The 26295-nt window shown below is 71.8% G+C and carries 29 protein-coding genes and 1 tRNA gene; 4 read left to right on the top strand and 26 right to left on the bottom strand.

The genetic code is table 11. The features are described from left to right. Window positions 1-113: 113 nt before the first annotated feature. The 16 genes from ACIBF8_RS18680 to ACIBF8_RS18605 all read right to left on the bottom strand — a co-directional run bounded on the left by ACIBF8_RS18680 (window position 114) and on the right by ACIBF8_RS18605 (window position 12779). Window positions 114-1073: an SAM-dependent methyltransferase gene (locus ACIBF8_RS18680; protein WP_396784381.1), complete on the bottom strand. Its 960-nt coding sequence runs from the start codon at window positions 1071-1073 to the stop codon at window positions 114-116. A gap of 92 nt (window positions 1074-1165) precedes the next feature. After that, window positions 1166-1861 carry a cell division protein DivIVA gene (locus ACIBF8_RS18675; RefSeq protein ID WP_363617528.1) on the bottom strand — a complete coding sequence of 232 codons (696 nt, stop codon included), beginning with the start codon at window positions 1859-1861 and terminating at the stop codon, window positions 1166-1168. A gap of 52 nt (window positions 1862-1913) precedes the next feature. Beyond that, the gene (locus ACIBF8_RS18670) at window positions 1914-3095 is read right to left on the bottom strand and encodes a globin domain-containing protein (protein ID WP_396784379.1); all 1182 of its coding nucleotides are present in this window, start codon (window positions 3093-3095) and stop codon (window positions 1914-1916) included. Between the two features lie 2 nt (window positions 3096-3097). Beyond that, the gene (locus ACIBF8_RS18665; protein WP_396784378.1) at window positions 3098-3496 is read right to left on the bottom strand and encodes a group 1 truncated hemoglobin; all 399 of its coding nucleotides are present in this window, start codon (window positions 3494-3496) and stop codon (window positions 3098-3100) included. Window positions 3497-3754: 258 nt separating this feature from the next. Further along, window positions 3755-4351: a MerR family transcriptional regulator gene (locus ACIBF8_RS18660; protein ID WP_396784376.1), complete on the bottom strand. Its 597-nt coding sequence runs from the start codon at window positions 4349-4351 to the stop codon at window positions 3755-3757. Window positions 4352-4547: 196 nt separating this feature from the next. Beyond that, window positions 4548-5012, bottom strand: coding sequence for a bifunctional nuclease family protein (locus ACIBF8_RS18655; protein WP_396784375.1), 465 nt, complete (start codon window positions 5010-5012; stop codon window positions 4548-4550). A 183-nt stretch (window positions 5013-5195) separates the two neighbouring features. Continuing rightward, the gene (locus ACIBF8_RS18650) at window positions 5196-5897 is read right to left on the bottom strand and encodes a MerR family transcriptional regulator (RefSeq protein WP_396784884.1); all 702 of its coding nucleotides are present in this window, start codon (window positions 5895-5897) and stop codon (window positions 5196-5198) included. Window positions 5898-5947: 50 nt separating this feature from the next. Further along, window positions 5948-6400, bottom strand: a complete 453-nt coding sequence (locus tag ACIBF8_RS18645; RefSeq protein WP_007071101.1) for an FHA domain-containing protein — start codon at window positions 6398-6400, stop codon at window positions 5948-5950. Between the two features lie 214 nt (window positions 6401-6614). Then, window positions 6615-6995 (bottom strand): glycine cleavage system protein GcvH, encoded by a 381-nt coding sequence (gcvH, locus tag ACIBF8_RS18640; RefSeq protein ID WP_396784373.1) that lies wholly within the window; start codon window positions 6993-6995, stop codon window positions 6615-6617. A gap of 61 nt (window positions 6996-7056) precedes the next feature. Further along, the gene (locus ACIBF8_RS18635; protein ID WP_396784371.1) at window positions 7057-8070 is read right to left on the bottom strand and encodes a DUF881 domain-containing protein; all 1014 of its coding nucleotides are present in this window, start codon (window positions 8068-8070) and stop codon (window positions 7057-7059) included. 11 nt (window positions 8071-8081) lie between these two features. Further along, on the bottom strand, window positions 8082-8414 hold the full coding sequence (locus ACIBF8_RS18630; protein ID WP_030327710.1) for a small basic family protein: 333 nt from the start codon (window positions 8412-8414) through the stop codon (window positions 8082-8084). After that, entirely contained in the window at window positions 8411-9352 is a 942-nt protein-coding gene (locus ACIBF8_RS18625) for a DUF881 domain-containing protein (protein WP_396784370.1), read from the bottom strand. Before ACIBF8_RS18625 ends, ACIBF8_RS18630 begins: the two co-directional genes overlap by 4 nt. Continuing rightward, window positions 9349-9981: a CDP-alcohol phosphatidyltransferase family protein gene (locus ACIBF8_RS18620; protein WP_396784368.1), complete on the bottom strand. Its 633-nt coding sequence runs from the start codon at window positions 9979-9981 to the stop codon at window positions 9349-9351. The genes ACIBF8_RS18625 and ACIBF8_RS18620 overlap by 4 nt, the downstream gene beginning before the upstream one ends. 293 nt (window positions 9982-10274) lie before the next feature. Beyond that, window positions 10275-10736 carry a MarR family winged helix-turn-helix transcriptional regulator gene (locus ACIBF8_RS18615; RefSeq protein ID WP_396784367.1) on the bottom strand — a complete coding sequence of 154 codons (462 nt, stop codon included), beginning with the start codon at window positions 10734-10736 and terminating at the stop codon, window positions 10275-10277. 16 nt (window positions 10737-10752) lie between these two features. Next, a complete protein-coding gene (locus ACIBF8_RS18610; RefSeq protein WP_396784366.1) occupies window positions 10753-11961 on the bottom strand; it encodes a PP2C family protein-serine/threonine phosphatase in 1209 nt (402 codons plus the stop codon). A 71-nt stretch (window positions 11962-12032) separates the two neighbouring features. After that, window positions 12033-12779: an SAM-dependent methyltransferase gene (locus ACIBF8_RS18605; protein WP_396784365.1), complete on the bottom strand. Its 747-nt coding sequence runs from the start codon at window positions 12777-12779 to the stop codon at window positions 12033-12035. 116 nt (window positions 12780-12895) lie between these two features. Between ACIBF8_RS18605 and ACIBF8_RS18600 the strand changes: the two genes are divergently transcribed. The 3 genes from ACIBF8_RS18600 to ACIBF8_RS18590 all read left to right on the top strand — a co-directional run bounded on the left by ACIBF8_RS18600 (window position 12896) and on the right by ACIBF8_RS18590 (window position 14564). Further along, on the top strand, window positions 12896-13777 hold the full coding sequence (locus ACIBF8_RS18600; protein WP_396784364.1) for a universal stress protein: 882 nt from the start codon (window positions 12896-12898) through the stop codon (window positions 13775-13777). A 101-nt stretch (window positions 13778-13878) separates the two neighbouring features. Beyond that, window positions 13879-14091: a phosphatidylethanolamine-binding protein gene (locus ACIBF8_RS18595; protein WP_088989541.1), complete on the top strand. Its 213-nt coding sequence runs from the start codon at window positions 13879-13881 to the stop codon at window positions 14089-14091. Beyond that, a complete protein-coding gene (locus ACIBF8_RS18590; protein WP_396784363.1) occupies window positions 14088-14564 on the top strand; it encodes a hypothetical protein in 477 nt (158 codons plus the stop codon). The genes ACIBF8_RS18595 and ACIBF8_RS18590 overlap by 4 nt, the downstream gene beginning before the upstream one ends. Here ACIBF8_RS18590 and ACIBF8_RS18585 read toward each other — a convergent pair whose 3' ends face one another. Continuing rightward, the gene (locus ACIBF8_RS18585; protein WP_396784361.1) at window positions 14565-14768 is read right to left on the bottom strand and encodes a hypothetical protein; all 204 of its coding nucleotides are present in this window, start codon (window positions 14766-14768) and stop codon (window positions 14565-14567) included. A 134-nt stretch (window positions 14769-14902) separates the two neighbouring features. Between ACIBF8_RS18585 and ACIBF8_RS18580 the strand changes: the two genes are divergently transcribed. Next, window positions 14903-15553 (top strand): hypothetical protein, encoded by a 651-nt coding sequence (locus ACIBF8_RS18580; RefSeq protein WP_396784360.1) that lies wholly within the window; start codon window positions 14903-14905, stop codon window positions 15551-15553. Between the two features lie 5 nt (window positions 15554-15558). On the opposite strand, the gene ACIBF8_RS18575 is transcribed toward ACIBF8_RS18580, so the two are convergent. The 9 genes from ACIBF8_RS18575 to fdh form a co-directional block, all read right to left on the bottom strand. Continuing rightward, window positions 15559-15744: a hypothetical protein gene (locus ACIBF8_RS18575; RefSeq protein ID WP_396784926.1), complete on the bottom strand. Its 186-nt coding sequence runs from the start codon at window positions 15742-15744 to the stop codon at window positions 15559-15561. A 70-nt stretch (window positions 15745-15814) separates the two neighbouring features. Further along, window positions 15815-17092 carry a hemolysin family protein gene (locus ACIBF8_RS18570; RefSeq protein WP_396784359.1) on the bottom strand — a complete coding sequence of 426 codons (1278 nt, stop codon included), beginning with the start codon at window positions 17090-17092 and terminating at the stop codon, window positions 15815-15817. Between the two features lie 75 nt (window positions 17093-17167). Next, window positions 17168-17365: a hypothetical protein gene (locus ACIBF8_RS18565; RefSeq protein WP_030327722.1), complete on the bottom strand. Its 198-nt coding sequence runs from the start codon at window positions 17363-17365 to the stop codon at window positions 17168-17170. A gap of 77 nt (window positions 17366-17442) precedes the next feature. Continuing rightward, the gene (selB, locus tag ACIBF8_RS18560) at window positions 17443-19227 is read right to left on the bottom strand and encodes a selenocysteine-specific translation elongation factor (protein ID WP_396784358.1); all 1785 of its coding nucleotides are present in this window, start codon (window positions 19225-19227) and stop codon (window positions 17443-17445) included. A 2-nt stretch (window positions 19228-19229) separates the two neighbouring features. Then, on the bottom strand, window positions 19230-20531 hold the full coding sequence (gene selA / locus ACIBF8_RS18555) for an L-seryl-tRNA(Sec) selenium transferase (protein WP_396784357.1): 1302 nt from the start codon (window positions 20529-20531) through the stop codon (window positions 19230-19232). Window positions 20532-20554: 23 nt separating this feature from the next. Next, window positions 20555-20650, bottom strand: a tRNA-Sec gene (locus ACIBF8_RS18550). Between the two features lie 13 nt (window positions 20651-20663). Then, window positions 20664-21908, bottom strand: a complete 1245-nt coding sequence (gene nrfD / locus ACIBF8_RS18545; RefSeq protein ID WP_396784354.1) for an NrfD/PsrC family molybdoenzyme membrane anchor subunit — start codon at window positions 21906-21908, stop codon at window positions 20664-20666. After that, window positions 21905-22861: a 4Fe-4S dicluster domain-containing protein gene (locus tag ACIBF8_RS18540; protein ID WP_396784352.1), complete on the bottom strand. Its 957-nt coding sequence runs from the start codon at window positions 22859-22861 to the stop codon at window positions 21905-21907. The genes nrfD and ACIBF8_RS18540 overlap by 4 nt, the downstream gene beginning before the upstream one ends. Continuing rightward, window positions 22851-26123, bottom strand: coding sequence for a formate dehydrogenase (fdh, locus tag ACIBF8_RS18535; RefSeq protein WP_396784350.1), 3273 nt, complete (start codon window positions 26121-26123; stop codon window positions 22851-22853). The genes ACIBF8_RS18540 and fdh overlap by 11 nt, the downstream gene beginning before the upstream one ends. Between the last annotated feature and the right edge of the window lie 172 nt (window positions 26124-26295).

Below are 26295 nucleotides of genomic sequence, written 5' to 3'. Positions count from 1 at the left end.
GCGACCCGGCACCCACCAGGCTCAAGCTCGATCACCGCTTCACCGCGCCCATCGAGAAGACGGCGCGTCACCTTCCACCTACACCAACGGCTCAACTGACCCGTCGGGCGACGTCAGGCGTCCGGCCGGCGCGCGGCGACCAGCACCGGCCCCCCGGGGACGGTCGGGAAACGGCGGACATCACCCAACCCCGTCCCCGCCAGCACCTCCGCCATCCGATCCGCGTCACACGCATTGCCGCCGTTGCGAACCGCGTTCCACCGGCCCACCGCCGCCCGCAACGGATCCCCGGCGGGCGGATTGGTCCCCGCCACCAGCCACCCACCCGGTCGCAGCGCCTCAACCAACCGGGGCAGGGCGAGCACCAACGTCTCCTCGGGAAGAAACGGAGCCGGAAGCCACACCAGGTCGTACCCGCCCGGCTCGTCCACCTCCGCGACGTCCTGGTGGCGCAGGATGACCCGGTCCGCGACGTCGCGCGCCTCGGCCAACTCCCCAGCGGCGAGGTCCAACGCGCGCTGCAGCACGTCGATGCCCACCACGGACGCCCGGGGCAGCTCACGAGCCAGGGCAATGGCCAACGCCCCCACCCCGGTCCCGATGTCCAGAACCCAAGCGTCCGCCGAACCCAACCGCTCCGCCAGCCCGGGCAACTCCGGCACCACACGCGTAGCCAACGCCCGGCCCGTCGCCGCGGACGCCCGGCCCTGATGCAGCAACACCTCGTCGTCCAACTCCGCCCAGCCGCCCCCGCTCGGCACCGACGCCTCCTGCGCCGCCGCGGCGACCGCCTGCCGCAGCGAACTCAACCGCGCCTGCACGGCACTGCCGCCGGTCGGCCCATCGGCCGGCACCAGCGACGGGTGCGGCACCGGCACCCCACCATCCCAGGAGAGCAGCCCGGCGGCCTCCAACACGGCGCTGCGGTGCGGCGACGCCACAAGGACCTCGGCGAGCGGCGCCGACAGGGCATCGCGCATCGTGCCGACCGCAGCCGCCAGCGCCCACGCCGAAGCATCCAACGCGGCCAACGGGTCCGGCGACCCGCCGGACGGGGACCGTGGTACAGACACCGAGGCACCTTTCCCAGGGGCGGGCCGCCGGTCAGCCCCGCCAGGCCCCTCCGACTATGCCAGCACCGCCAACGCGCCGAGTGGGATCCCCGTCACCGCTGCTGGTGCCGCGGCAACGCCGACTGCCCCACCACCCCACCCACGAACGGCGCCCCCGGCGTCTCCGCCGCGATCCGATCCATCGTGCGGGCCAACTGCTCACTGCCATCGTCGAGATGCCGCGCCGCCGCCTGCATGTGCGACACCATCATCTCGCCGAAAATCCGCAACGCTTCCCGGGTCGCCACCGTGTCATCGAAGCTCGACCCCGCCGCGCTGCGGTACTCCGCCACCGCCCGCTCCGCCTCCTGCTTCGCCTCCGCCTCCGCCGCATGCAGATAGCTCTCGTACTGCACCCGGGCGTACTCGGCGACCCGCCGCGCGTAGTCATGCGCCTGCGCGATGATCTGCTCCGCCTCCCGCTGCGCCGCCGACAGCAGATTCACCTCCCGCGCCGCCGGCACCTTCGCCGCCGCCCCCGTGCTCGGGATCACGCCGTGCCGGTGCAACTCCACCCGGTCGGTCAGCCGCTCGTTCTCCGCCCGCAACGTCGCGATCTGCGTCGCCAACAGATCCAACTCGTCAGCGACCTGCACCCGGAACCGGTCCACGTCAGCGTTGTCGTAACCACGCCGGGCGAACGACGCGGCACCGAACTCCCACCGCCGAACCCGATCGGCGGTGATGCGCACCTGCACACCGCCGGAAACCTGCATCCCGTCATACCGACTGATCGGCGTCGCGCTCACCTGTGTGGCCCTCCGTTCGCGACTGCGGGGCTCGCAAGCTCACTCCTCGCGCTCACCTGTGCCCACCTCCCGAAGTGTCACCCGCGGCCGACTGCTGCACCGCCGTCCGCCACGCCGGGCCGTACCACTGCGCACCCAGGCCCTCGTGGTGCACCTGACCGGCGTGGAAACCCGCCTGAATCAACGCCTGCACCGCGTGCGACACCATCTCGTCCGACCCGCACACGAACACGTGCCGGGAACGCCAGTCACCGTCGGCCAACGCCCGGTCCACCGCGTGCACGAACTCCCCCGGCCGGTGCACGTCGGCACCCACCACATACGTCACCGTCAACCACGGATACGACGACGCCAACTTGTCGATCGCGTCACTGTCGTAGAACTCGCTGCGGGACCTTGCCCCCACATACAGATCCACCCGTCGCCGGGAACCCTCCGCGGCCACCTGCTCCACCAACGCCTTCACCGGCGCCCAGCCGGTGCCCGCGACCAACAACAACAGGTCACTGGAGCCCGCCGACCACAAACCCAGCCGGTCCCCCACCGGCGCCGCCAGGTGGATCCGATCCCCCACCGCCGACCCGTACACCAGCCGCGAGGAGACCGCGCCGCCCGGCGCGGCCCGCACATGCAACTCCAACGTGCCGTCCGCGCGGGGCGCGTTCGCCGGCGAGTAGTACCGCCACGAACGCACCGACGGGTGCGACACCCCGATCGACTGGCCCGGAGTGAACGGCAACAGGTACTGGGGACGCACCGTCAACACCGCCACGTCGAACGCCCGCCGCTCGTGCGCCACGATCTCCGCCACCCACCACGGCGGATTGACCGCCTCGGCGGCCTGGGCGGCCTCCGTCATCACCTGGGCGACCAACCCGTACGCGGCCGTCCAGTCCGCCGCCAACTCGTCAGTCCACTGCTCGGCGAGGAAATGCTGCAACGTCGCCACCAGCGCCTCACCGACGGCCGGGTAGTGCTCCGCGCGGACCGCGAACTTACGGTGGTCCGCGCCGAGATCCTGCAGGAAACCCACCAGCCGGTCCACCTGGTCCACGTTGGACACAATGTGACCCAACGCGGTCACCAGGCGATCCCGCTGCCCGGCCATGTTCGTGGGGAACATCTGCCGCGTCTCAGGATGAGCGAGAAACAACGTCGAATAGAAGTAGAGCGGCACCTGGTCGCCGTGCCCGGCGACCACCGACCAGCTCTGCTTGAGTCGGGCCGCGTCCACGCTCAGGCGTCCGACCGGTTTCCGGCAGCCACCACCTGGTCCTGCACCTGCCCCAACACGGTCTGCACATCGGCGAGGATGTCGGACGGCACACCCAACTCGGTCAGCGTCACCGTCAGGTGCTCGCCCACCTTCGCGTAGTGCGCCACCGGAATGTTCAACGGCTGGTGCGCCTCGGCCAACCCACGACCCGTGTACTCGTTCGGGCCGCCCAGCACCACGGTCAACATCAACGCCAGGTGCCGCCGCTGACCCGCCATGTCCACATCGGCGAAGTAACCCGCCAACTCCGGGTCCGCGAGCACCTTGTCGTAGAACAGCTCAACGGCCGCCTTGACCGAGCTGGCACCGCCGATGCGGTCGTAGTGCGAGGCGGGAGCGGTCTCTTCCGTAACCGTCACGGTCGTTCCTTCCGGGGGTGAGGGTCCAGAACCGTGAGGGACCATAGCGTGTCAAGCGCCTCCGGTCAGCGCCCCCGTATCGGATTCCCGACAAAACGACGGCACGCTCCGTCACCACTACCAACCGGTATTTCCACAACCAGCCACCACAACGACACCCAGAGTATCCACAGTGGACCGCGACGACCTCGCGGCATCGGCCATCGTCACCGACGGTCGCGATAAAAACCAACCGGAAAAAACCGGAAGCCGGAACGCTCAGCCAGCCCGCCGCCGCGCCCGCCGCGCCGCCAACTCGTCACCCACCGGATCCGAACCCGACACCACCGCCGGCTCCACCGGGCCGCTCGCCGCCGGCTCCGCCGGCAGATGCGACAACGACCCCTGGATCTCCTTGAACGCCCCACCGATCGCGATGCCGAAGACCCCCTGGCCACCCTGCAACAGGTCGACCACCTCCTCCGGAGACCGGCACTCATACACCGTCGTCCCATCAGAGATCAGCGTGATCCCGGCCAGATCCTCCACACCCCGCGACCGCAACGCCTCGATCGCCTTACGGATGTTCTGCAGGGACACCCCCGCGTCCAACAACCGCTTCACGACCTTCAACACCACCAGGTCCCGGAACGAATACAACCGCTGCGTCCCCGAACCCGAAGCATCCCGAACGCTCGGCACCACCAGCGTCGTCCGCGCCCAGTAATCCAACTGCCGGTAACTGATGCCCACCGCGTGGCAGGCCGTCACACCCCGGTAGCCAACCGACCCGTCACCCTCGGCCGCCACACCTGGCGCCGACGCACCCGGCTCGTCGAACCCTGCACCCGGATCGGAATCCCGCGGCTCGTGCATCCGGACAACCTCCCCGTCAGTGTGGCGACGCGTCGTTTCCTCCGACGCGCACCCCTCGACATGGAAACCCTATAGCCACCGCCAGGGGTAACCACGGAGGAACCGACGCGACACGCCGCGCAGCCACCGAGAAAGATCACCAATCGCACCCGGGCATCACCCACCGTGACACCCGACGCCGAGCCAAAAGCCCACCTCAGCCCGCGAAGTCCTCCGGACGCACCTGCTCCAAGAACTCGCGGAACTTCTCCACCTCGTCCTCCTGCTCATCAGGAATGACGATCCCCGCTTCGGTGAGGACCTGCTCCGCACAACGAATCGGCGCACCGACACGCAACGCCAACGCGATCGAATCGCTCGGACGCGCCGACACCCGCACCCCATCGCCGATCAACAGATCCGCGTAGAACACGTTCTCCTTCAGCTCGGTGATCTCCACCGCCTGCAAGGGCGCCTTCAACGCCGCCAACACGTCCCGCAGAAGATCATGCGTCAACGGCCGGGCCGGCTTGACCCCCTGCTGCTCATAAGCGATAGCCGTCGCCTCGACCGCGCCGATCCAGATCGGCAGATAGCGGTCCCCCTCGACCTCCCTGAGCAGGACGATCGGCTGGTTGCTGGGCAGCTCCACCCGAACTCCGACCACGCTCAGCTCGCGCACCGCCGCCTCCGTGTCGTTGTCACCTACGCCGCAGCGCCCTTCCCTGCACGGTACACGGACCGCGACACGGCCGTCCCATGCGCTACAGCACCACGTCCGCGCCAGAAAGGGGCTACCCCGGCAAGCCTACGGCACGCTTCCCGGAAGAGATCTTTCCGCTCAGCCACCACCCGCCGGGCACCCTCACCGACCCAACGTCGAACGCAAACCCACCCGCACCAACGCCGCGTGCAACTGCTCCGACAACGCCACCAACTCACGCGCCGTCTCCGCAGCCCGCGCCCGCGCCGCCGGATCACTCTGCCGCGCCAACGGGGCCACCAACTGCGCGAACAAACCGACCTCCCGGTCCGCCGCCGTCCGATAACCCCGCAGGTGCCGCGGCTCCAACCCGTACGACGCCAACCCCGCCACCGCCGACGCGATGATCAAAGCGTCCCCGTCGTACCACCCCGGCGGATCCGACACGAGCACACCGAGCCGCTCCAACTCCACCAACGTCGACTCGTCGATCCCACTACGCGCCACGAGATCCGCCCGGCCGAGCCGCACCTGCGACGACTCGGCCGGTTCGGCAACCTCACGACCCGGCACCGCACCATCGGGACCAACCGCCACCAACGCCGGCCGCGAACGCCCCGGCTGCTCACCAGACGAATCCCACTGGGCCAACTGCTCACGGATCACCCGCAACGGCAGGTACTTGTCCCGCTGCGCGGTCAACACGAACCGCAACCGCGCCACATCGTCCCAGCTGTACTTCCGGTAACCCGCCGCCGTCCGCTGCGGCTCGACCAAACCCTCGGCCTCAAGAAACCGCAGCTTCGAAATCGTGGTGTCCGGAAAATCCACCCGCAACTGCCCGAGCACCTCACCGATGCTCATCAGCGGCTGAGACCGGGCCGCCCCCGGTGACGTGGAGGCCGCAGGCTCGTTCACCCCCGGCCGGCCTCCTCCTCCGGGCGCGGACCGGCGATGAACACCACCCGGAACTTACCGATCTGAACCTCGTCACCATTGCTCAACGTGGCCGCCTCAACCCGCTCACGATTGACGTACGTGCCATTCAAGCTACCCACGTCCCGCACCGTGAACGTGCCACCGTCACGGTGGAACTCCGCATGCCGACGCGACACCGTCACATCGTCAAGGAAGATGTCACTGTCCGGGTGCCGGCCACTGGTCGTCACATCGTGGTCCAACAGGAACCGGGCACCCGCATTCGGGCCCCGACGAACCACCAGCAGCGCCATACCCGGCGGCAACGAACCGGACATCCGGCTCGGCACCACATCGGTATCCGGCCCCTCCAGCACTTCGTCGAGCGAACCGAGATTGAGCGTCGAAGTGACGTCGAGCGGGGGGAACTCGTCGTCTGGCCGCGTCATGGGACCACCTCACGGATCTGTTCGGTCGGCGTCGGGTAATGGCGGGTCTGGCCGCCGGGCACATGCACACCCGGCGGCTGGCTCCCCGTGCCCGGGAAGGCAATTCCGCAACGCTCAACTATTGGGTTCTCGGTCGACTGGGCGAGCCTAGCCAGCGCCGAAATGCAGGGCAACCGGACGCGCGCAGACAACCCGCGCACCGGATCAAGCACACTCAGCCTTCGGTGATCTTCTGATACGCGGCCGCCGTCAGCAACCCATCCGTCGCCGTCGGATCATTCGGCGTGATCTCCACCAACCAACCCGCACCGTACGGATCAGTGTTGATCAGCTCCGGCGTGTCACCCAACGCCTCGTTACGCGCCGCGACCGTACCGGCGACCGGCGCGTAAATCTCCGACACACTCTTGGTCGACTCAATCTCACCCAACGAGTCACCGGCCGCGACCACCGCACCCGCCTCGGGCAACTGCACGTACACGATGTCACCGAGCGCGTCCTGCGCGAAGTGGGTGATGCCGACCCGGACCGAAGCCGTGCCGTCACCCGCCACCCACTCATGCTCGGCGGTGTATCGCAGATCCTCGGGAATCACCAGACGCGTCCTTCATCCATCGGTGCCCCGGACCACCCGGGTCCGGCGCGGCCGCGGCCGGTCAGGAGACCGGACGGGCGTGTTCCAACTTGATCGGCACGTGCAGCGCCGAAACCTCGGCAACCTCACGCTCCCCAAACGTCACGTTACCGCCGCCACCCCGAACCGACGCCACCACCCCACCAGGAATGTTCAACGCCGTACGCATCGTCGCCGGATCACCGATCACCGTGATGGTGTACGGCCCCGTCAACCGACGCCCCTCCACCACCAACGACCCGTTGTCCCCATCCAGGAAGTACGTCGACGCGATGATCCGCACCGTCGCCCGATCACCACCGGAAATCTGCATCGCCTCGGCGCCCGCACCACGCAGCTCCTGCACCGCGTCCAACACCCGGTTCGCCGAAATCGGCTTCACACCCGCGTCGAACTGCACCGTCAAACCCGGACCCACCGCCGGCAACGTCCCCGCCAGAATGCCCAACTCGTCCGCCCGCCGCGTCGCCTCATCCAACGCCGCCTGACGACCCTGCTCACCCGAACGCAACTGCCGCTGACTGTCCTCCAGAGCCCGAATGTCCTGCTGGAGACGATTCTCCCGCGCATCCAGATCCGACAGGATCCGGACCAGGTCCTCCTGCCGCGTCGCCCCCAACGTCGGGTCCGTGGACGTCGTCTTCAACTGCACGACCAACGTGAACCCCAGCAACGCCAACAACGCCGCGATCATCACCCCGGCCGTACTCCACCGGGACCGGCCAGCCGCCACCGGCGCCGCCGACTCCCCGGCCGGCTCCGCCAACCCGTCGGAATCCGCGACCGGCTCCCCCGACCGCGACGCCGCGCCCAGGTCCACCGTCGCACCGTCGTCGACCGGCTCCACACCCGGCTCCACCACAGGCTCGTCATCCGACGGCTGCGGCTGCGCGGGCCCCGGCGGAGCCAACGGGCTCAGCTCGTCCGGATCCGGCGCATCCGGCCGCGGATCCGGCTCACCCGCCGGCCCACCCGGCCGCGCCGGACCCGCCGGCTGCGGCCACCCGGTCCCCGTGTCGGTCTGCTCGTCACTCATCGCAACCCAACCTACGCCCGGAACAGGTGCCGACGGATCGCCGCCACGTTGCCGAAGATACGCACACCCAGCACAACGACCACACCGGTGGACAACTGCCCACCCACCCCCAGCTGGTCACCCAGATACACGATCAGGCCAGCGACCAACACGTTCGAAATGAACGACACCACGAACTGCTTGTCGTCGAAGATGCGGTCCAGCCGGGCCCGCACCCCACCGAACACCGCGTCCAACGCGGCCACCACCGCGATCGGCAGGTACGGCTGCAACGCCGCCGGCACCGTGGGATCAAGCCACACGCCCAGCACCACACCGGCGAGCAACGCCAGCACCGCGATCATCGGCCACCTCCGGAGGGGCTAACAGTCGTCGCCGGACCGGACGACCCGGGACTGCCGGACCGGACACCCGACGCGGAAGGGCTCGGACTGACCGACGGCTTGGCGTAGCGTAGCTGCGGCTCCGGCGCCGCCGGCAGGGTGAGGTCATCCGAATCCCGCACACCGAACGACAACCCGGTCTTCTGCGCGACCTCCCGCATCAGCGCCGCGTTCCGGCTGTCCTCGAACTTGCGCCGCATCGAACCCGGCCCAATCGCCGACACCTCGTACGGCCCGGTCACCGGCCGGAAATCCACCAGCATCGCCTCACCCGCCGACCGGATCGTCGACGTCGACGTCAACCGCTGCCCGTTGATGGCGATCGCCTCCGCGCCCGCACTCCACAGCGCGTTCGCCACCCCCTGCAGGTCGCTGTAGAGCACCCGCGGCGGCCCAGCCCCAGCACCGGTCACCGCGTCCGCCTTGTCCGGCGCGTCCGCCAGCCGCACCACCACACCGTCACCGCGCACCCGACCCAGCCCGGTGCTGGCCTCCAGGTCACGCAACCGGGCTGCGGCCGACCCACTCAACGCCGCGTCCCGCTGCCGACTGACCTCCTCGCGCAGCTGGTCCGCCCGGGTGGACAACCGGTCGGTCTGGCGCTCCCGATCCTTGATCTGCGCCACCAGCCCCGACCGGGCCTGGCTGCGCCCCGGCTCGTCCGCCATCGTCTTCCGGTACGCGACCGCGAACAGGAAACCGAGCAGCATCACCACGACCAGGCTGACCGACCGCGCCGGCCAGGCCCGCCACCCCCGCGCCGGCCCGGACTCCGCCGACCGTCGACGGGCCGCCGCGTCCGCGTACCCCGGATCCAACGGGTTGCGGAACAGCTCGGTGAGAAAATCCGGCGCGTACACCCGGTCCTGGCCGGGTTTCCCGAGCCGCGGCGCGCTCACGCCGCCGCTCCCGGAGTGCGCGCCGCGCGCACCAGTCGGGCCGCCTGCACGACGTACATCCCGCCGGCCACCCAGTAGAGCACCAACCCCCACCAGGCCAACGCCCACCCGATGGCGCTCGCCGCCGTCGCGATGTCGGTCGCCGCGGTAGCCAACAGCAGCACCGGGAACGCCGCGAGCAGCAGGAACGTCGCGGTCTTACCCACGTAGTGCACCGGCGGTGGGCCGTACCCGTATCGCCGCAGCACGCCCAGCGAGACGAGCAGGAGCAGCTCACGGGCCAGCAGCGCCGCGGTGAACTGCCACGGCACCACCTCCCGCGCGGTGAACGCGACCAGGGTGGCGAGGATGTAGAGCCGGTCGGCCAGCGGGTCGAGCAGCTCGCCCAGGCGGCTCACCTGGCGTAGGCGCCGGGCGATCCACCCGTCGACCCAGTCGGTGGTGCCGCCGATGGCGAGCACGACGACCGCCGCCACGTCGGCCCGCGCGACCAGGAACAGGTAGAGGAACAGCGGCACGCCCAGCAGCCGCCCGAAGCTGATCAGGTTGGGCAGGGTGAGCACCTGGTTGCCGGGGGCCTCGTCACCGGTGTCCCGCGGTTGCTCTGCCCGAGCCGGCCGACGCGACACCGATCCTCCTCCACGGCACGCGGCCCCCGGCCGACGCCGGGCGCGGCTGAGGGTCGTACGCGCTGTCGGGCCGACCACCGCCGGCTCTCCCCTGCGGCCCCGGGCGGGGCCCCTTCCCCTGATGCGGCCCGCGATCTCGATGATCGCGGGCCGGGTAGGTGCGCTGCCACTATATCGGGCTTCCTCTCGCGGGCCGGGTGCCGCCGCACGGCTGTCGGTGCGGCTGTGCCGCACTGTGGCGTGGATCACCACGCGTTGAGCGTCCTAGGATACTAGTGAAAGGACGGCGGCGATCAGGCCGTCTGGACGGCCTGATCGCTCTGCTGCTCGGGCACCGAGGTCGCCGCCCGGGCGAACGCGACGAGCGCCAGCAACAGATCGTGCTGCATCCGCGTCGGCATCCGATCCAGCACCGCCTGCACCGCTCGCTGGCGCCGCTCGGCCAACTCCCCCAGCAGGGTCAGCGCGGCGGCGGTCGGCACCAACCGCACCTCCCGCCGGTCGCGGGGATCGGCCACCCGGCGCAACAGCCCGGTCGCCTCCAGCCGATCGCACAGCCGGCTCGCCGAGGAGGGCACCACGTCCAGCAGCTCGGCCAACCCGTTGACGTTGGTCTCCGGCCGACCGCTGATCAGCGTGAGCACCCTCAGCTGGGTCGGCGGCACCTGATGCCGCGACGTGGCCGAGTCGAGCACAGCGATCAGCGTCTCGGCAGCCGCGTCGATCGCCGCGGCGAGATCCGCAGGTCGCTCCACCTGATGTCCCCTGCCGTCATCGCGCTGGTGCCCGCCCGGCACGGCGGCCAACCTCACCCCGTGCCCGCTCCCGCGGACCGTGCCAGTCCAGACAGACCACGACCGCGTCGTCGCGCAGATCGGAATCCGCGTGGTAGGCGTGCAGTTCGCGCATTACCGTACCAACCGCCTCAGCTGGCGGCTGCAGCCGCGTGGCGCGCAGGCAACGGGCCATCATCCGCTGCCCGTACGGCTCCTGACCCGGCGGCTCGGCCGCCCACACCCCGTCGCTGACCACGAAGAGGCGGTCACCCGGAGCGAGTTGCAGCTGCTGAAGCTCGTAGCGGGTCTCGGCGAACATGCCCAACGGCAACTGCTGATCCAACTTCGTCGGCTCGACGGCGGACCCCCGCATCCGCAGCAGGTGTGGGGAACCCGCGTCGACCGCCCGCACCCGGCCGGTGCGAGTGTCCACCTCGAGCAGCAGGGTCGCGACGTACCGGCCGCCCCGGTGTTGGTAGAAGATCGTGTCCGACGCGAGCTCGGCCTGTTCCACCAGGCCGCCACCGGAGCGACGCGCGTTGCGCATCGCGTTGACCGTCACGGCGGTCAACATGGACGCGGCCAGTCCACTGCCCTCGCCGTTGAGCACCGTCACGGTGAGACGGTCGCCGTCCAACGACCAGTCGAAGTGGTCACCGCCCACGGTGTACGCCGGTTCGAGCTGACCGGCCAGTTCGAACGCGTGGTGGGCCACCCCGCGACCGGGCAACAGGTCCCACTGCATCTCCGCGGCCATCGTCAGTCGCTCCCGACGGCGGGCCCGCCGGTACCGGTCGGTCTCCCGGTCCGCCGCGCGCATCGCCACCGCCACCGCACCGGCGATGTCCGTGGCACGGCCGGTCACCGTCGCATTGGGTACGGTCGGAAGCTCGATCAGCAGCACGCCCAGCCGCTCCCCCCACACCGTCAACGGCAGGTAGAGCCGGCACGCACCATCGCCGTCGCGTACCGGTTGCTGGCTGCTGAAACAGCGCTGTGCCATGGTGTGGCAGGACAGGAACCCGGCCGCTGGCAGGTCCGGGTCCAGCACCGGCCAGAGCCCGCTGATCCGGTAGTCGGCGACGAAGACGTCGGTGCGCAGCGCGCCCATCACCGACCGGATCGCCCGGTCCGCCGCCTCGGCCAACTGGTCGGGCGGGGCCTCGCGCAACGCGCGCGACACCAGGTCCGGCGCGTCCACCATCGTCGTCCTCCCCAGAAGCTTGCTATAGGGCAAGCATCATACGGACGCCCTCGGACGGTTGACCGGCGCGGTCAGTCCGCCGCGCGGATCGCGAGCACACCGTGGAACGCGTCGGGCACCCGTGCCGGCGGGCCTTCCGCCCGCCACTGGGCGACCGGGACGATCCCGTCCGCCGTTGGCGCCCACCGACCCAGCAGGGGCGCGAACGCCGCCGGCGGACGCATCCGGAACTGCGGTCCCATCATGGCCAGCGCCTGCGGGTGTCCGGCCAACTCCTCCGTGTCGAAATCCACGGCGAGCAGGCTGCCCGGCGCCGCGGCGGCATACAGCTCGTCGAGAGTACGGGTCAGCGTGGCGTCGTCGAGGAAGGCGGCCAACCCGAGGAAGACCACCCCGACCGGCCGCCGGCCCCACCCCGGCACGAAGCGGTGCAGCTGCGCCGGGTCGACCGTGCCGATGTCGGTCGCGTCGCCGAAGCCGTAACCGGCCCGGTCGCTGCCGGCGAGGATGCTCTGCCCCAGCCGGATGGTGACCGGGTCGACGTCGGTGTAGAGCACCGTCGCGTCGGTGGCGACCTCGTGCACGTTGCCCATCGTGGGCACCCCGGCGCCGAACACCAGGAAGCCGTCCACGCCCTGGGCGACCATGGCCCGCACCGCCCGCCCCAGGAACGCCCGCAGCTCCCGGAAGACCGGCGCGCACGGCCCGTACGCCTGCTCGAACGCGCTCGCGGCGGCCACGTCGACCGGGAAGCGGTGGTGGCCGCCGAGCCAGAAGTCGATCATGCGAGCGGTGCTCGGCTGGTCCGGTTCACCCATCGGCGACGCTCCCTCCCAAGCCGGTCGTCGCCAGCGTACCGACCGGGACGCACTCAGCGGTATCGCGGCGCGAGGGCGTCCGCGACCGCGATACTGGCCGCGAGCGGAGGTGGGCGGTGAACTCGGCGAACAACGCGGCGGTGGTGGTCGGCGTCGACGGCTCGGAACCGGCGCTGCGTGCCGTACGCCTCGCCGCCACCGAGGCGGCACGCCGGCACCGGCCACTGCGGGTCGTGCACGGCTTCATCTGGCCGCTGCTGCACGTGCCGGTCTCCCCCGCCCCAGACGCGCCGCCCGGCGGCGGGCTACGCCACCAGGCCGAGGAACTCGTCGAGGCCGCGGTACGCGAGGCCGAGGCGACCGTGCCGGGGTTGTCGGTCTCCGGCGAGATCATCGACGGGGAGGCCGCCGCGGTGCTGGTCGGCGAGTCCCCCACCGCCGCGCTCATCGTGCTCGGCGACCGCGGGCTGGGTGGGTTCTCCGCGCTGGTGGTCGGCTCGGTCGCCGTGCAGGTCGCCGCGTACGCCGACTGCCCGGTCCTGGTGGCGCGCGGCGCGCAACGACCCGACGAGCCGGTGCTGGTCGCCATGGACGGTTCGGCGGCGTCCCGGCAGGCGGCGGAGTTCGCCGCCGAGACCGCCGTGTCGCTCGGCGTGCCGCTGGTGGCGGTGCACGCCTACCGGCACCCGGGCAGCAGCGGCCCGGGCGACATGCAACCCCTGGTGTACGACGAGGCGAAGCTGCACGGCGAGCAGGAACGGATGCTCGCCGGGTGGCTGACCGGGCTCACCGAGCACCACCGCGGTCTGCGGCTGACCTGCCGGGCGGTGCGCGGCCGACCCGGCGCCGTGCTCGCCGAGGCGTCCCGCTCCGCCCAACTCGCGGTCGTCGGCGGGCAGGGGCGCGGCGAGGTGACCGGGTTGCTGTTGGGGTCGGTGAGCCAGTCGATGCTGCACCACGCGCAGTGCCCGGTCGTCGTGGTCCGCGCGCCCCACTAGACGCCCCGGGGTTGGTCGGCCACCAGACGGGTAGACGGCCGCGGTACGCCCAGCGGACGGCGGGCAGCAGCAGATGCCCAGACCGACGAAGGAGGCAGCACATGCCAGGACCACGGCCGGGCAGTAACGCGTACGACAAGCAGCGCGCGCGGTTGCGCAACGCGATCGACGACTCCGGACGACGAGTGCCCGACGGCAAGGCAAACCAGGTCGCCAACCGGATCCTGCAGGAGGATCGCGGCCAACGGGGCGTGGTGCGCGGTGACCGCACCTACGGCCCGAAGAGCGAGCGCGAACCGGGCGACCCGAAGTGAGGAGGGTCGACGTGGCCGACGGTGCCATCGCGGGCGCCGTCGGCAGCACCGCGCTGAACGTGGTCAGCTACCTCGACATGGCGCTGCGGGGACGGCCCGAGAGCGACGTCCCACAGGAGACCGTCGACCGGCTGGCCGGGATCGCGCACGTGGACCTGGGGAACGGGGCCCGGGCGGCCAACCGCCGCTCGGGCCTCGGGCCGCTCATCGGGTACGGGCTGGGCGTCGCCGCGGGCGTCGGGTTCGCGCTCTACGCCGGTGGTCGGCGTCAGCCGTTGTCGGTGGCCACCGGGCTGCTCGGCGCCGGCGTCATGACGATGACGGACGGGTCGATCACGGTGCTCGGGATCAGCGATCCGCGCACCTGGCGACGCTCCGACTGGATCTCCGACATCATTCCGCACCTCGCGTACGGGCTGGCGGCCGCCGCCACCTGGAACAGGTTGCGGCGGCCGCCAGGTCGTGGGCGCTAGTCAGCGGGTGTCGCTGTCGTCCTCGGCCACCGGCTCACCGGCCGGGCCGTAGGGCGACACCTGCCCCTTGGGCACCGGTCGACCCTCGTCGCCACGCGACGTGCCACGGTTGAGCGGGTGGCCGGTCGGCTTGGGCCCCTTGCTGTCCTGGCTGGTGGCGCCCTTGGCGTTGCGCCGGAACTCTTCCTGCTGCGGGTTGACCACGGGTGTCTCCCTTCCGGGTACGGCAGGCGGCATCGACCGCCTCCGAAGCCGGCATACCCGCCCACCCCGGCGGCATTCCGACCCCGGGCACCGATGAGACGGCTAGCGGTTCCCGAATCGGGTAATCCGTCGGCGTGGGCAACGATCGCAGCGTGGTGCGGGTCCTGCTCGAACGGCGTAATCGCACGTACGCCGAGGAGGCCGGTATCCGGCTCGCCGACCGGCCCGGGCCGCTGTACCAGCTGCTGGTGCTGACCACCCTGCTGAGCACCCGGATCCGGGCGTGCGTGGCGGTGGACGCCGCGCGGGAGCTGTTCAACGCGGGCTACCGCACCCCGCAGGCGATGGAGGCGGCCAACTGGCAGCAACGCGTCGACGCGCTGGGCCGGGGCCACTACCGTCGCTACGACGAGCGGACCGCCACCATGCTCGGCACCGGCGCCCGGCTGTGCCTGGACCGCTGGCACGGTGACCTGCGGCGCTTGCACCGGGAGGCGCAGGGCGACCCGACCGGGCTGCGGCGGCGGCTCACCGAGTTCCCCGGCATCGGCCCCACCGGCGCGGACATCTACCTACGCGAAGCGCAGACGGTCTGGCCGGACGTGCGCCCGTACGCCGACCGTCGGGCGCTGGCCGGGGCGAAGCGGCTGGGCCTGCCGGGCACTCCGGACCGGCTCGTCGGCCTCGTCGACGAACCGGACTTCGGCCGGCTCGCCTCAGCGCTGGTACGGGTGGCGCTGGGTGAGGAGTCCGCCGGTGAGGTCACCCGCGTCGCCGCCGGCTGAGCCGCTCACTTGACCGTCTTGTCCCCCGGACGGGTCAGGTGCCACACCAGCAACGCGGCGAGCAGCGCCAGGACCACCACCCCGCGGGAGATGCCACGGCCCTCCTCGGGGCTGCGGCCGGCGCTGCCGAAGTAGATCACCGCGAGGCCGGCCAGCACCGTGACGAACGTACGCAAACCTCGGTCCTTCACGTATGGCACCGTAGGCAGGCCGCCTTCGCGGTCGCGCCGATTTAGGCCTTTTGTCAACCTTTAGGGGACCTCAGCGCTCGGCGACGAACCCGCAGAGCCGCACCCGACGCACCGCCCGGTCGGCGACCTCCACCACCTCCAGGGTCAACCCCGGCAGGCGTACCGTCTCGCCCGGCCCGTCCGGCAGGTGCCGCAGCCGGGCCAGCATCAAACCCGCCACCGTGGTGTAGTCCCGGCTCAACGGGAAGCTCAGCCGCACCCCCAGATCGGGCAGGTCGTGCAGCGGGAAGTCACCGGGCACCAGCAGCGACCCGTCCGACTCCCGGACCACCCCGTGCACGTCACGGTCGGTCTCGTCGTACAACTCACCGACCACCTCGGCCAGCAGATCCTCCATGGTGACCATGCCGTCGATCCCGCCGTGCTCGTCGACGACCAGAGCCAACTGCTGATGCTCCTGCCGCAGCTGACGCAACGCGTCGGCGACCGGCAGGGTCACCGGCAGCAGCAGCGGGGCGCGGACCTGCCCACCCACCGGGGCGGTTCCGGCCCGCACCAGGTCCCGAATGTGCACCACACCGAGCACCTCGTCCAGGCCGCCGGGACCGGTGACCGGAGCGCGGGACCGCCCGGCGGCCGCCAGCCGTTGGACGCCCTCGTCGGCGGGGAGGCTGGCCGACAGCGTCGTCACCTCCCGCCGGGCCACCAGGATCTCGCGCAGCGTCCGGCCGGCGATGTCGAACGCACCCGTCAGGATCTCCCGCTGCTGGGTCGACAGTCCGCGCTGGCTGGTTAGCATCTCCCGCAACTCATCCTCGGTCATCTCCTCCCGATTGGCCCGCGGGTCACCGCCGGCGAGGCGCACGACCGCGTCGGTGGCCCTACTGAGCAGCCACACCGCCGGCCGGGACACCCGGGCCAGCAGGTCCAGCGGGCCGGCGGTCAGCAACGCCCAGCGCTCGGCCCGCTGCATGGCCAGCCGCTTCGGGGCCAACTCCCCGAGCACCAGCGTGACGAACGTCAGCAGAACGGTCACCAGCAACACCGCGGCGGGACGCGCCGCCCCGCCGAGGAAGCCCAACGGGCCGACCAGCGGACCAGCCAACGTCACCGCGGCCGCCGCCGAGGCGAGAAATCCCGCCAGGGTGATGCCGAGCTGGATCGTGGCCAGGTAGCGGTTCGGGTCGCGAGACAGCTGCACCAACCGGCCGCCGGCGCGGCTGCGCCGGCCCAGCCGCCGCAACTGCCCCTCGCGCAGGGTCACCAGTGCCATCTCACTGCCCGAGAGCGCGGCGTTGACCAGCACCAGCACGGCCACCAGCGCCAACTGCCCGAGCTGACCGCCCATCGCGTACCCCCGTTTGCCGCCTGAGGTCACTCAACCGCAGCGGGGCGCACCGCGGGCCCGGTTTGCGACCGCCGCTCAGTCGACCTCCAGGTCGTCCAGCGAGATGGCGTGGGTCATCAGCCACCGGGCCAGCGCCGACATCCCGAACAACCACAGCGGCACCGATTCGGTGGGGCCGTTGGTGGCGTAGATGGCGAATCGCAGGTCCGGCGCGCGGTACGCCTCGATCCGCCACCGGTGCTGCCGGTCCCGCCAGACCGCCGAAGGGTCCATGGCGTCACCGTAGGTGACCGCAGTCGGTTCGGGGGCCGGTTAGCCCGGCACCACGGTCGCCCCGAGCACGTGTGCGCTCAGGTGACGACGATCCGGGCGTCGTCGGGCAGCCGCCGGGTCGCGCCCCGCCGGTCCAGCAGCTCCAGCAGGGGCACCGCCACCCGGCGGGTGGTGTCCAATGCCTGCCGGGCCGCCGAGAGGGTGAACGGCTGCGGCAGCCCGGCCAATACCCGGACCGCGTCGTCGAGCGCGTCCGGCAACAACACCACGTTGTCGGCCAGCCGCAGCAGGGCGCCGGCCCGCACCGCCGCACCGATCTCCCGAGGGCCCAGACCGAGGTCGACGAGGCGGCCCGCCTCGGGGGCGCGGAACGGCCGGTCGCCGTACTCGGCGCGGACCCGTTGCACGGCCTGGGCCACCGGTTCGGGCAGCGCGTCGGCGCCGGCCGCGCCGACCCGACCGGAGTGGATCCGCAGCGGCGGCCGGACCAGCGCCTCGACCAGCACCCGGTCCGGCAGGGCGAGACGCTGGCGCAGCGCGTCCACCGGCATCCCGGGCTGCAACGGGTGCTCCCGCGCGTACCGGGCGACCTCCTCGGTCACCTGCTCGCCGAGCCGCCGCCAGTACGCGGGGTCGGCTAGCCAGTCACCGGCCACCGGCTCCGCGCACGCCGGCCTGTCACGCCCCGGCTCGCCGTGCACCGGCACGCCCATCCGGATCAACGCGCCGGCCCGGATCAGCCGGCGTCGGCGCAGCTCCCCCGCCAGGTCGGGTCGACCGTCCAACTCGGCGAGGACCTGCGCGCGGGCGGCGGCCGCACCCCGTCGGGCCAGCGGTGGCGGCGCGACGTCCAGCACCCGCACCCCGCCGCTGACGTGGTGCCGGCCCGGGTCCCGCAGCAGCGCCCGGTCACCCACCAGCAACGGCAGCGGGTGGGCCAGCCGCAGCCGCACGGTGTCCGGGCCGAGCGGGCGCACCCGCACGGGCACCGCCGCCGACCCGACGTGCAGGGTGAGGGTGGCCGGCAGGTCGGCGGCCGGGTCACCGGCGAGGCGGACGTCGACGAGGTCGGTGTGGTGAAACCGGCCCGGGGTGAGCAGCGCGTCGCCCCGGCCCAGCCGGTCACGGGGCGTACCGCGCAGGTTGACCGCCACCCGAGCCACCGCCGCCGCCTCCGATCGGGCCTCCCCCAGGGAGTGCAGGCCACGGACCCGGACCGGCTCGTCGGCGCCGGCCAACTCCAACTCGTCACCCACGCGCAGCCGACCGGCGCCGAGGGTGCCGGTGACGACCGTGCCACTGCCCCGCACGGTGAAGCTGCGGTCCACCCAGAGCCGCACCGGGTCGTCCACCGCGGGGGCGGGCAGCTGCGCGGCGAGCCGGTCCAGGGCCGCCCGCAACTCCGGCAGGCCGGCGCCGGTCAGGCCACTGACCGCCACCGCCGGCACCGCACCGAGGCTGGTCGCGGCGATCTCGGCCCGGGCACGGGCCGTCGCCGGCCCCGGGTCGGCCAGGTCCGCGCGGGTCACCACCAGCAGGCCGTACGCCACGCCGAGCGCGTCGAGCGCGGCCAGGTGCTCGGCGGACTGCGGCATCCAGCCCTCGTCGGCGGCCACCACGATCAGCGCCGCCGGGACCGGGCCGACCCCGGCGAGCATGTTCGGCACGAACCGCTCGTGCCCGGGTACGTCGACGAAGGCGACGGTGCCGCCCGACGGCAGCGTCGTCCAGGCGAAGCCCAGGTCGATGGTCATTCCCCGGCGGCGTTCCTCGGCCCACCGGTCGGGTTCCATCCCGGTCAACGCCCGGACCACTGTCGACTTGCCGTGGTCGACGTGCCCGGCGGTCGCGACGACGAACACGCTCAGTCGTCCCCGGGTACGCGCAGCACGGCCGCGCGGACGGTCTCGTCGGCGTCGGCGGGCACGCAGCGCAGATCGAGCAGGAGCCGGCCGCGCACCACCCGGCCGAGGACCGGCTGCTCTCCGGTGCGCAGCGGCGCCGCGTACCGCTCGGGCAGGCTCAGCGCCCACGAGTCCAACTCGACCCCGGGGGCGCCGCCCCCGCCGACCACCGCGACGGCCGGCACCACCTCGGCCTTGCGGCCGTCCGCACCGAGCCGGTCCCGGAGCCGCTCCACCCGCTGACGCAGGGCGCCCGGGTCGGCGTGCAGCGCCGACCGGGTCGGGGTGTCCGGTTGGTGCAGGGTGGCGGCCAGCGCGGCCAGGGTGAGCTTGTCCACCCGCAGCGCCCGGGCCAGCGGGTGACGACGCAGCCGGTCGATGAGCTCGACGTCACCGAGCAGCAGCCCCGCCTGTGGGCCACCGAGCAGCTTGTCGCCGCTGGCGGTGACCAGCGCGGCGCCGGCCCGCAGGGTGCTGGCCGCGTCCGGCTCGTCGGGCAGCAGCGGGTCCGCGCCGAGCAGGCCGGAACCGATGTCGGCGACCACCGGCACGCCGAGCGTGGCCAGTTGCCGTACCCCGGTGGCGGAGGTGAAGCCGGTGACCCGGAAGTTCGACGGGTGCACCTTGAGCACGAAACCGGTCTGCGGGCCGGTGACGGCGGCGTAGTCGGCGAGGGTGGTGCGGTTGGTGGTGCCCACCTCACGCAGCCGCGCCCCGGTGCTCTCCAGCAGGTCCGGCAGCCGGAAACCGTCGCCGATCTCGACCAGCTCACCCCGGCTGACCACGATCTCCCGACCGGCTGCCAACGCGGTGGCGGCCAGCACCAGCGCGGCCGCGCCGTTGTTGACCACGTGCACGGCGCCCGCGTCGGGCACGGCGGCGGCCAGCGCGTCGAGCGCGCCGCGGCCCCGGCGGGCCCGCCGGCCGGTGGCCAGGTCCAACTCGACGTCGGTGTGCCCGGCGGCGGCCACCACCGCGGCGACCGCGGCGGACGACAACGGCGCCCGGCCCAGGTTGGTGTGCAGCACGACGCCGGTGGCGTTGAGCACCACCCGAGGGCCGGGCGTGGGCAGCGCGGCGACCGCGGCGTCGCGTACCTCGTCGGGGTTGATCTCACCGCGGCGGGCGCGGTCCTGCGCGCGGGCGACGATCGCCTTGACCTGCTCCCGGCCGAGCGTCGCGGTGGCCGCGGCCAGCACCGGGTCGGCGAGGAGTGTGTCGGTGCGGGGTACCCGGCGTCGCGGGTCCGGGCCGTCGCCCATCACGTCATCTCCTGCAAGCGGTGTGGCGGAGACGGACGGGAATCGAACCCGCCTGGCCCGGGTCCCGGACCACTCCGGTTTTGAAGACCGGGAGGGGCACCAGCCGCCTGAACGCCTCCACCGGACATTCGATCACACCTCGGGCGGGGCCGCCCGATCGGCTGGAAGATCCATGCCGGTCCGCCGGGCTTCGACCCGTTCGCGTTGCGGCACCACCGTGTACCGAGGGTCGCGGGCCGAGGCGACGCCGCCGTAGAAGATGCCGAACCGGGTCAGCACCGACGCCGCCAGCAACGCGGCCCCCGACAGCACCCCGACCACCCGGCTGCGCCGGCCCAACAGGGCGCCGGCCACCCCGCCGGCGGTCAGCAGCCGCCCGGCGCGCAGCAAGCGGCCCGGCCGGCCCAACCGGTAGGGCTCGCTGAGCAGGCCGAGGCGGGTCTCCACCCGGTGCGCGCCGTACAGCTCCAGGGCCGCGCCGGCCACCGCCATCCGGCGGGCCGGCCCGGCCTGGGCCGGCGGCGCGGCGAGCAGACCCACGCCGGCGCCGCTGGCCAACGCGCTGCCCGCGAAGATCACCGGCAACTCGGGGTACGCCTCATGCCACGACGGCACCGCCGTGTCGGCCAACAACACCCCGGTGTACGTGGCCAGCGCTGGCGCGGTGCCGGCGGCGACCAGCCCAGCGGCGTGCCCGATCGGCGGCAACACCCGGCCGGCCAGTCCCAGCAGGCCGTGCCGGGGCAGCGCACCGGCGGCCTCGGCGATCGCGGCGACGCCCGCCGCCGGCCCGTACGCGGTGAGGATCCAGGTGCCCATCGACATCGGCGAGGTCGGCTTGGCCACCCGGAGCATGTGGTGAAACCGCGCCGGGCGGCCCAGGTCCTTGACCAGGAAGACAGCACTGGCGCTGACGGCGGCCAGCGCAGCGACCCGACCGGCCCGCCGCAGCGCGGGCCGACCGGTGAGCTGCCCACCCGCGGCGAGCAGCGACGAGCCGGCGGCCAGCCCGCCGGTGAACAGGTACGCGGCGATGTCCCACTTCCAGACCGGGGCCTTCAGCACGGGCCGACCGTAGTAGGACGTGAACTCGGCCTCCGGCACCCGCAGCTCCTCACCACCGCCGCCGCGCCGCCTGCCCCGCCGGCCGGAGGCTTCGCCGCTCCGCCGCGCCGTGAGGTCGCCCCGGCGGCCGCTGGCGGCCCCGTCGCCCCTGACCGGGTGCCGGTCGCTCGTGGCCGCTGCGCCGCGCGCAGTTGCTGCATCGCTCGCGGTGCTGGGTCGCTCGTCGCTCAACTGTGGCTGGTCGCTGCCCTCGGTGGCGAGCCGCTCCCGGAAGCGACGGAACCGGTCGCCCACGGGGCCCGGTGGGGTCATGAGGAACCTCCGACGAACGCGGCGACGGTCGCCGCCGCCATGGCGAGAGCGGCGAGGCCGGCGCGTTTCCACATCTTCGGCAGGTCGCGGGTGGTCACCACCGGGTCGGGTGGCAGCCCGTACACCTCGGGTTCGTCGAGGAGCAGGAAGAACGCCCCGTCACCACCCACACCGTCGTGCGGGTCGTGCCCGTACAGCCGCGCCTCCGGGACCCCCCGGTCGTGCAGCGTCTCGACCCGGGCGGCGGCGCGTTCGCGCAGCTCGTCGAGGGGTCCGTACTGGATCGACTCGGTCGGGCACGCCTGCGCGCACGCCGGGGTCATCCCCGCACCCAGCCGGTCGTAGCACAGCGTGCACTTCCACGCCCGACCGTCGCCCTTACGCTGATCGATCACCCCGTACGGGCACGCCGAAATGCAGTAACCACACCCGTTGCAGATGTCCTCCTGCACCACCACCGTGCCGAATTCGGTCCGGAACAACGAACCCGTCGGACACACATCCAGACACGCCGCATGGGTGCAGTGCTTGCAGACGTCCGACATCATCAGCCAGCGGAAATCCGTACGCTCCTCGACGCCCGTGCCCCGCCCCGGCGGCTGGGCCCCGGGCATCCCCAGGAACTGTGGTCCCGCGCCGACCGGCCGGTCAGGGCCGGTGTCGACCGGCGCGCCGAGGACGTCCGCCGACGCGGCGGGGCGGGGTTGCTCGATGAACGCCACGTGTCGCCACGAGTTCGCTGTCAACGCGCCGGTGTTGTCGTACGACATGCCGAGCAGGTCCAGGCCGCTCTCCGGCACACCGTTCCACTCCTTGCAGGCGACCTCGCAGGCCTTGCAGCCGATGCAGACGCTGGTGTCGGTGAAGAACCCCATCCGGGGCGGCGCGTTCTCATGGCCTGCGTCGGGTGCCGGGTCCAGCGGACCGTACAGGCTGTTCGGGTCAGGAAGCACCGTGCTCCTTCCCGTCAGTGTCTGTGGTCACGGCCGGGGCGTGCTGGCCCGGCGTGATCCCGGCCCGCCGCTGGTAGTCGGCCACCAAGTCGAGCAACTCCGGCCCGGTGGGACGGCGGCCCGGCCGCACGTCGCAGGTGCCGACCTTGCTCTCCTGGATAAGGACGTTCGGGTCCAGGCTGATGCCAAACAGGTCGTTGGCCGAGTCACCGGTCACCAAACCCTCAAAACCGAAGTGGTACGGCAACCACACCTGGTGAATGACCCGACCGTCCACCCGCAACGGGGTGAGCCGGTCGGTCACCAGCACCTTCGCCTCGATCACCGCCCGGCCGCTGACCAGGTGCGCCCAACCCAGATGCGCCAACCCAACCTCACCGGCCAGGTCCGGGGACACCTCGACGAACATCTCCGGTTGCAGCTCCGCGAGGGGTGACACGGTCCGGCTCATCCCACCGGCGGTGTGGTGCTCGGTGAGCCGGCTGACCGTGAACACGTACGGGAACACCTGAGCGTGCTCCTGCGGCGGGCTCGGGTTCACCGAGTTCATCGGATGCGCGTACATCTTGCGGGTCGGGTTGGCCTGCTGCCGGTAGAGCGGGTTGCGCACCGGGGACTCGACCGGCTCGTAGTGCGTCGGCAGCGGCCCGTCCAACACACCGCTGGGCGCGTACAACCAGCCCTTGCCGTCGCCCTGCATGACGAACGGGTCGTCGCCGGCGATGCCCTCCGTCCCGGACGCCCCGGCTGGCGGCCGGTACGACGGCGGTTTGGTCTTCTCGAAGTCCGGCACGTCGTAGCCGGTCCACTCGGACTTGTCCGCGTCCCACCACACGTAGCGCTTGCGCTCACTCCACGGGTTGCCGTCCGGGTCGGCGGACGCCCGGTTGTAGAGGATGCGCCGGTTCGCCGGCCACGCCCAACCCCACTCGGCGGCCACCCAGTCCTGTTCGTGCCGGGACTTGCGCCGGGCCGCCTGGTTCACCCCGTCCGCGTACACCCCGGTGTAGATCCAGCAACCGATCGCGGTGGAGCCGTCCGCGCGGGCCTCGGCGAAACCGGACAACGGACGGCCGGTCGCCACGTCGTACCCGTTGATCTCACGCAGCACCGCCTCGGCGCTCGGCTCCGCGTGCGGACCGTGCGTGGGGTAGTCCCAGGTGAGGTCGAGCAACGCCCGGTCGCGCGGCAACGGCGAGCCGGCCAGCTTCTCCCGCAGTTTGCGGCCCAGGTGGTAGAAGAACCACAGCTCCGAGCGGGCGTCGCCCGGCGGCTCGACGGCCTTCTCCCGCCACTGCAACAGGCGCTGCGTCTGCGTGAACGTGCCCTCCTTCTCCACATGGGAGGCGGCCGGCAGGAAGAACACCTCCGTGCGGCACTCCTGCGGCACGATCTCCCCGGTGGCGACCTCGGGACCGTTCTGCCAGAACGTCGCACTTTCGATCATGAACAGGTCCCGGACGACCAACCAGTCGAGGTTGGCCATGCCCAGGCGCTGCGCCCGGCCGTGCGCCGAGCCGACCGCCGGGTTCTGCCCAAGCAGGAAGTATCCCTTGATCTTGCCGTCGATCATGTTCAGCACCTGCTGGTAGGTGCCGTGGTCACCGGTCAGCCGGGGCAGGTAGCCGTAACAGAAGTCGTTCTCCGGCGTCGCCGCATCACCCCAGTACGCCTTGAGCAGGCTGGCCGCGAACGACCGCGCGTTGCCCCAGAAACCCTTCTGCCCCGGGTGCCGGATGCTGTCCACCCACTCGTCGAAACTCGGGTGCTCGGCGTGGTGCGGCATCGGCAGATAGCCGGGCAGCAGGTTGAACAGCGTCGGAATGTCGGTGGAGCCCTGGATGCTGGCGTGCCCCCGCAGGGCCATCACCCCGCCGCCGGGGCGACCCATGTTGCCCAGCAGCAGTTGGATGATCGCCCCGGTGCGGATGTACTGCACACCGACGCTGTGCTGCGTCCACCCGACGGAGTAGATCAGCATTCCGGTGCGGTCCCGACCGGAGTTCACCGTCCACGCCTGGGCCAGCTCTAGGAACTGCGCCTGCGAGATCCCGCAGACCCGCTCCACCATCTCCGGCGTGTAGCGGGCGAAGTGTCGCTTCAGGATCTGGTAGACGCAGCGCGGGTGCTGCAACGTCTCGTCGCGCCGGGTCTGCCCGCCCACCGGCGCGCCGTGCGACTCGTGCGTCAACCCCGCGGCGCTGTCCCGCTCCTGGGCGGTGTGCCCACTGCCCGACGACCCCTCGTGCCCCTCGTACTGCCAGCTGTCCTGCACGTACGTGCCGGTCTCCGGGTCGAAGCCGGAGAAGAAGCCGTCGCCGTCCTCGGTGTCGCTGAACTTCTCGCTCACGATCGTCGCCGCGTTGGTGTACGCCAGCACGTACTCCCGGAAGTCCAACTCGTTGTCCAGGATGTAGCGCACCACCCCGCCGAGCAGCGCGATGTCCGTGCCCGCCCGGATCGGCAAATACGAGTCAGCCAGCGCGCTGGTCCGGGTGAACCGCGGATCGACGTGGAAGACCTTCGCACCCCGGCGCTTGGCCTCCATCACCCACTGGAAACCCACCGGGTGCGCCTCAGCCATGTTCGAACCCTGAATGACGATCACGTCAGCGTTGGCGATGTCCTGCTGGAAATCCGTCGCACCGCCACGACCGAAGCTGGCCCCCAGACCGGGGACGGTGGCGGAGTGTCAAATACGGGCCTGGTTCTCGATCTGGAGCGCCCCCATCGCGGTGAACAACTTCTTGATGAGGTAGTTCTCCTCGTTGTCCAGCGTCGCCCCACCCAGACTGGAAATGCCCAGCGTGCGGTTGAGCGGCCGGCCCTGCGTGTCGACGTCCTCCCAGGTCTGCTCGCGGGCCGCGAGGATCCGGTCGGCGATCATGTCGAGCGCGGTGTCGAGCTCCAGATCCTCCCACTGCGTCGAGTACGGACGCCGGTAACGGACCTTCGTCTGCCGCAACGGGCTGGTGACCAGGCTCTTACTGGCGGCCCCCTTCGGACAGAGTCGACCCCGCGAGATCGGGCTGTCCGGGTCACCCTCGATCTGAGTGACCTGCCCGTCCTTCACGAACACCCGCTGACCACACCCGACAGCGCAGTACGGGCAGATGGACCGGGCCATCGAGTCGGCGGTGTCGGTGCGGGCGGTGAGCGCCCGGGATCCGTCAGACTTGGCCGCGGCACCCCGGCCGAGCGGGTCGGTGCCGGTGAGCTGGCGGTACACCGGCCAGCCCTCGATGAAGGTCCGTAGACCCAACCCCGACACCCCCTCCCACGCGAGCGACCCTCTGAACATAGGCCAACCGAGACGGGTTCGCGAACCGGGGAGTGCAGACAGCGCCGCCCCCGGCCGGTGGGCCGGGGGCGGCGCTGATGTCGGTGTGCAGGTCGCCTCTCGGCGAGTGGCACGACGCGGCTCCAGCCGAACG

It is taken from the genome of Micromonospora sp. NPDC050276 (genome assembly GCF_044459545.1).
In the GTDB taxonomy this organism is placed as follows: Bacteria; Actinomycetota; Actinomycetes; order Mycobacteriales; family Micromonosporaceae; genus Micromonospora.
Note: the sequence above shows the minus strand (reverse complement) of the source record. Positions and strands in the feature narration are given on the sequence as shown.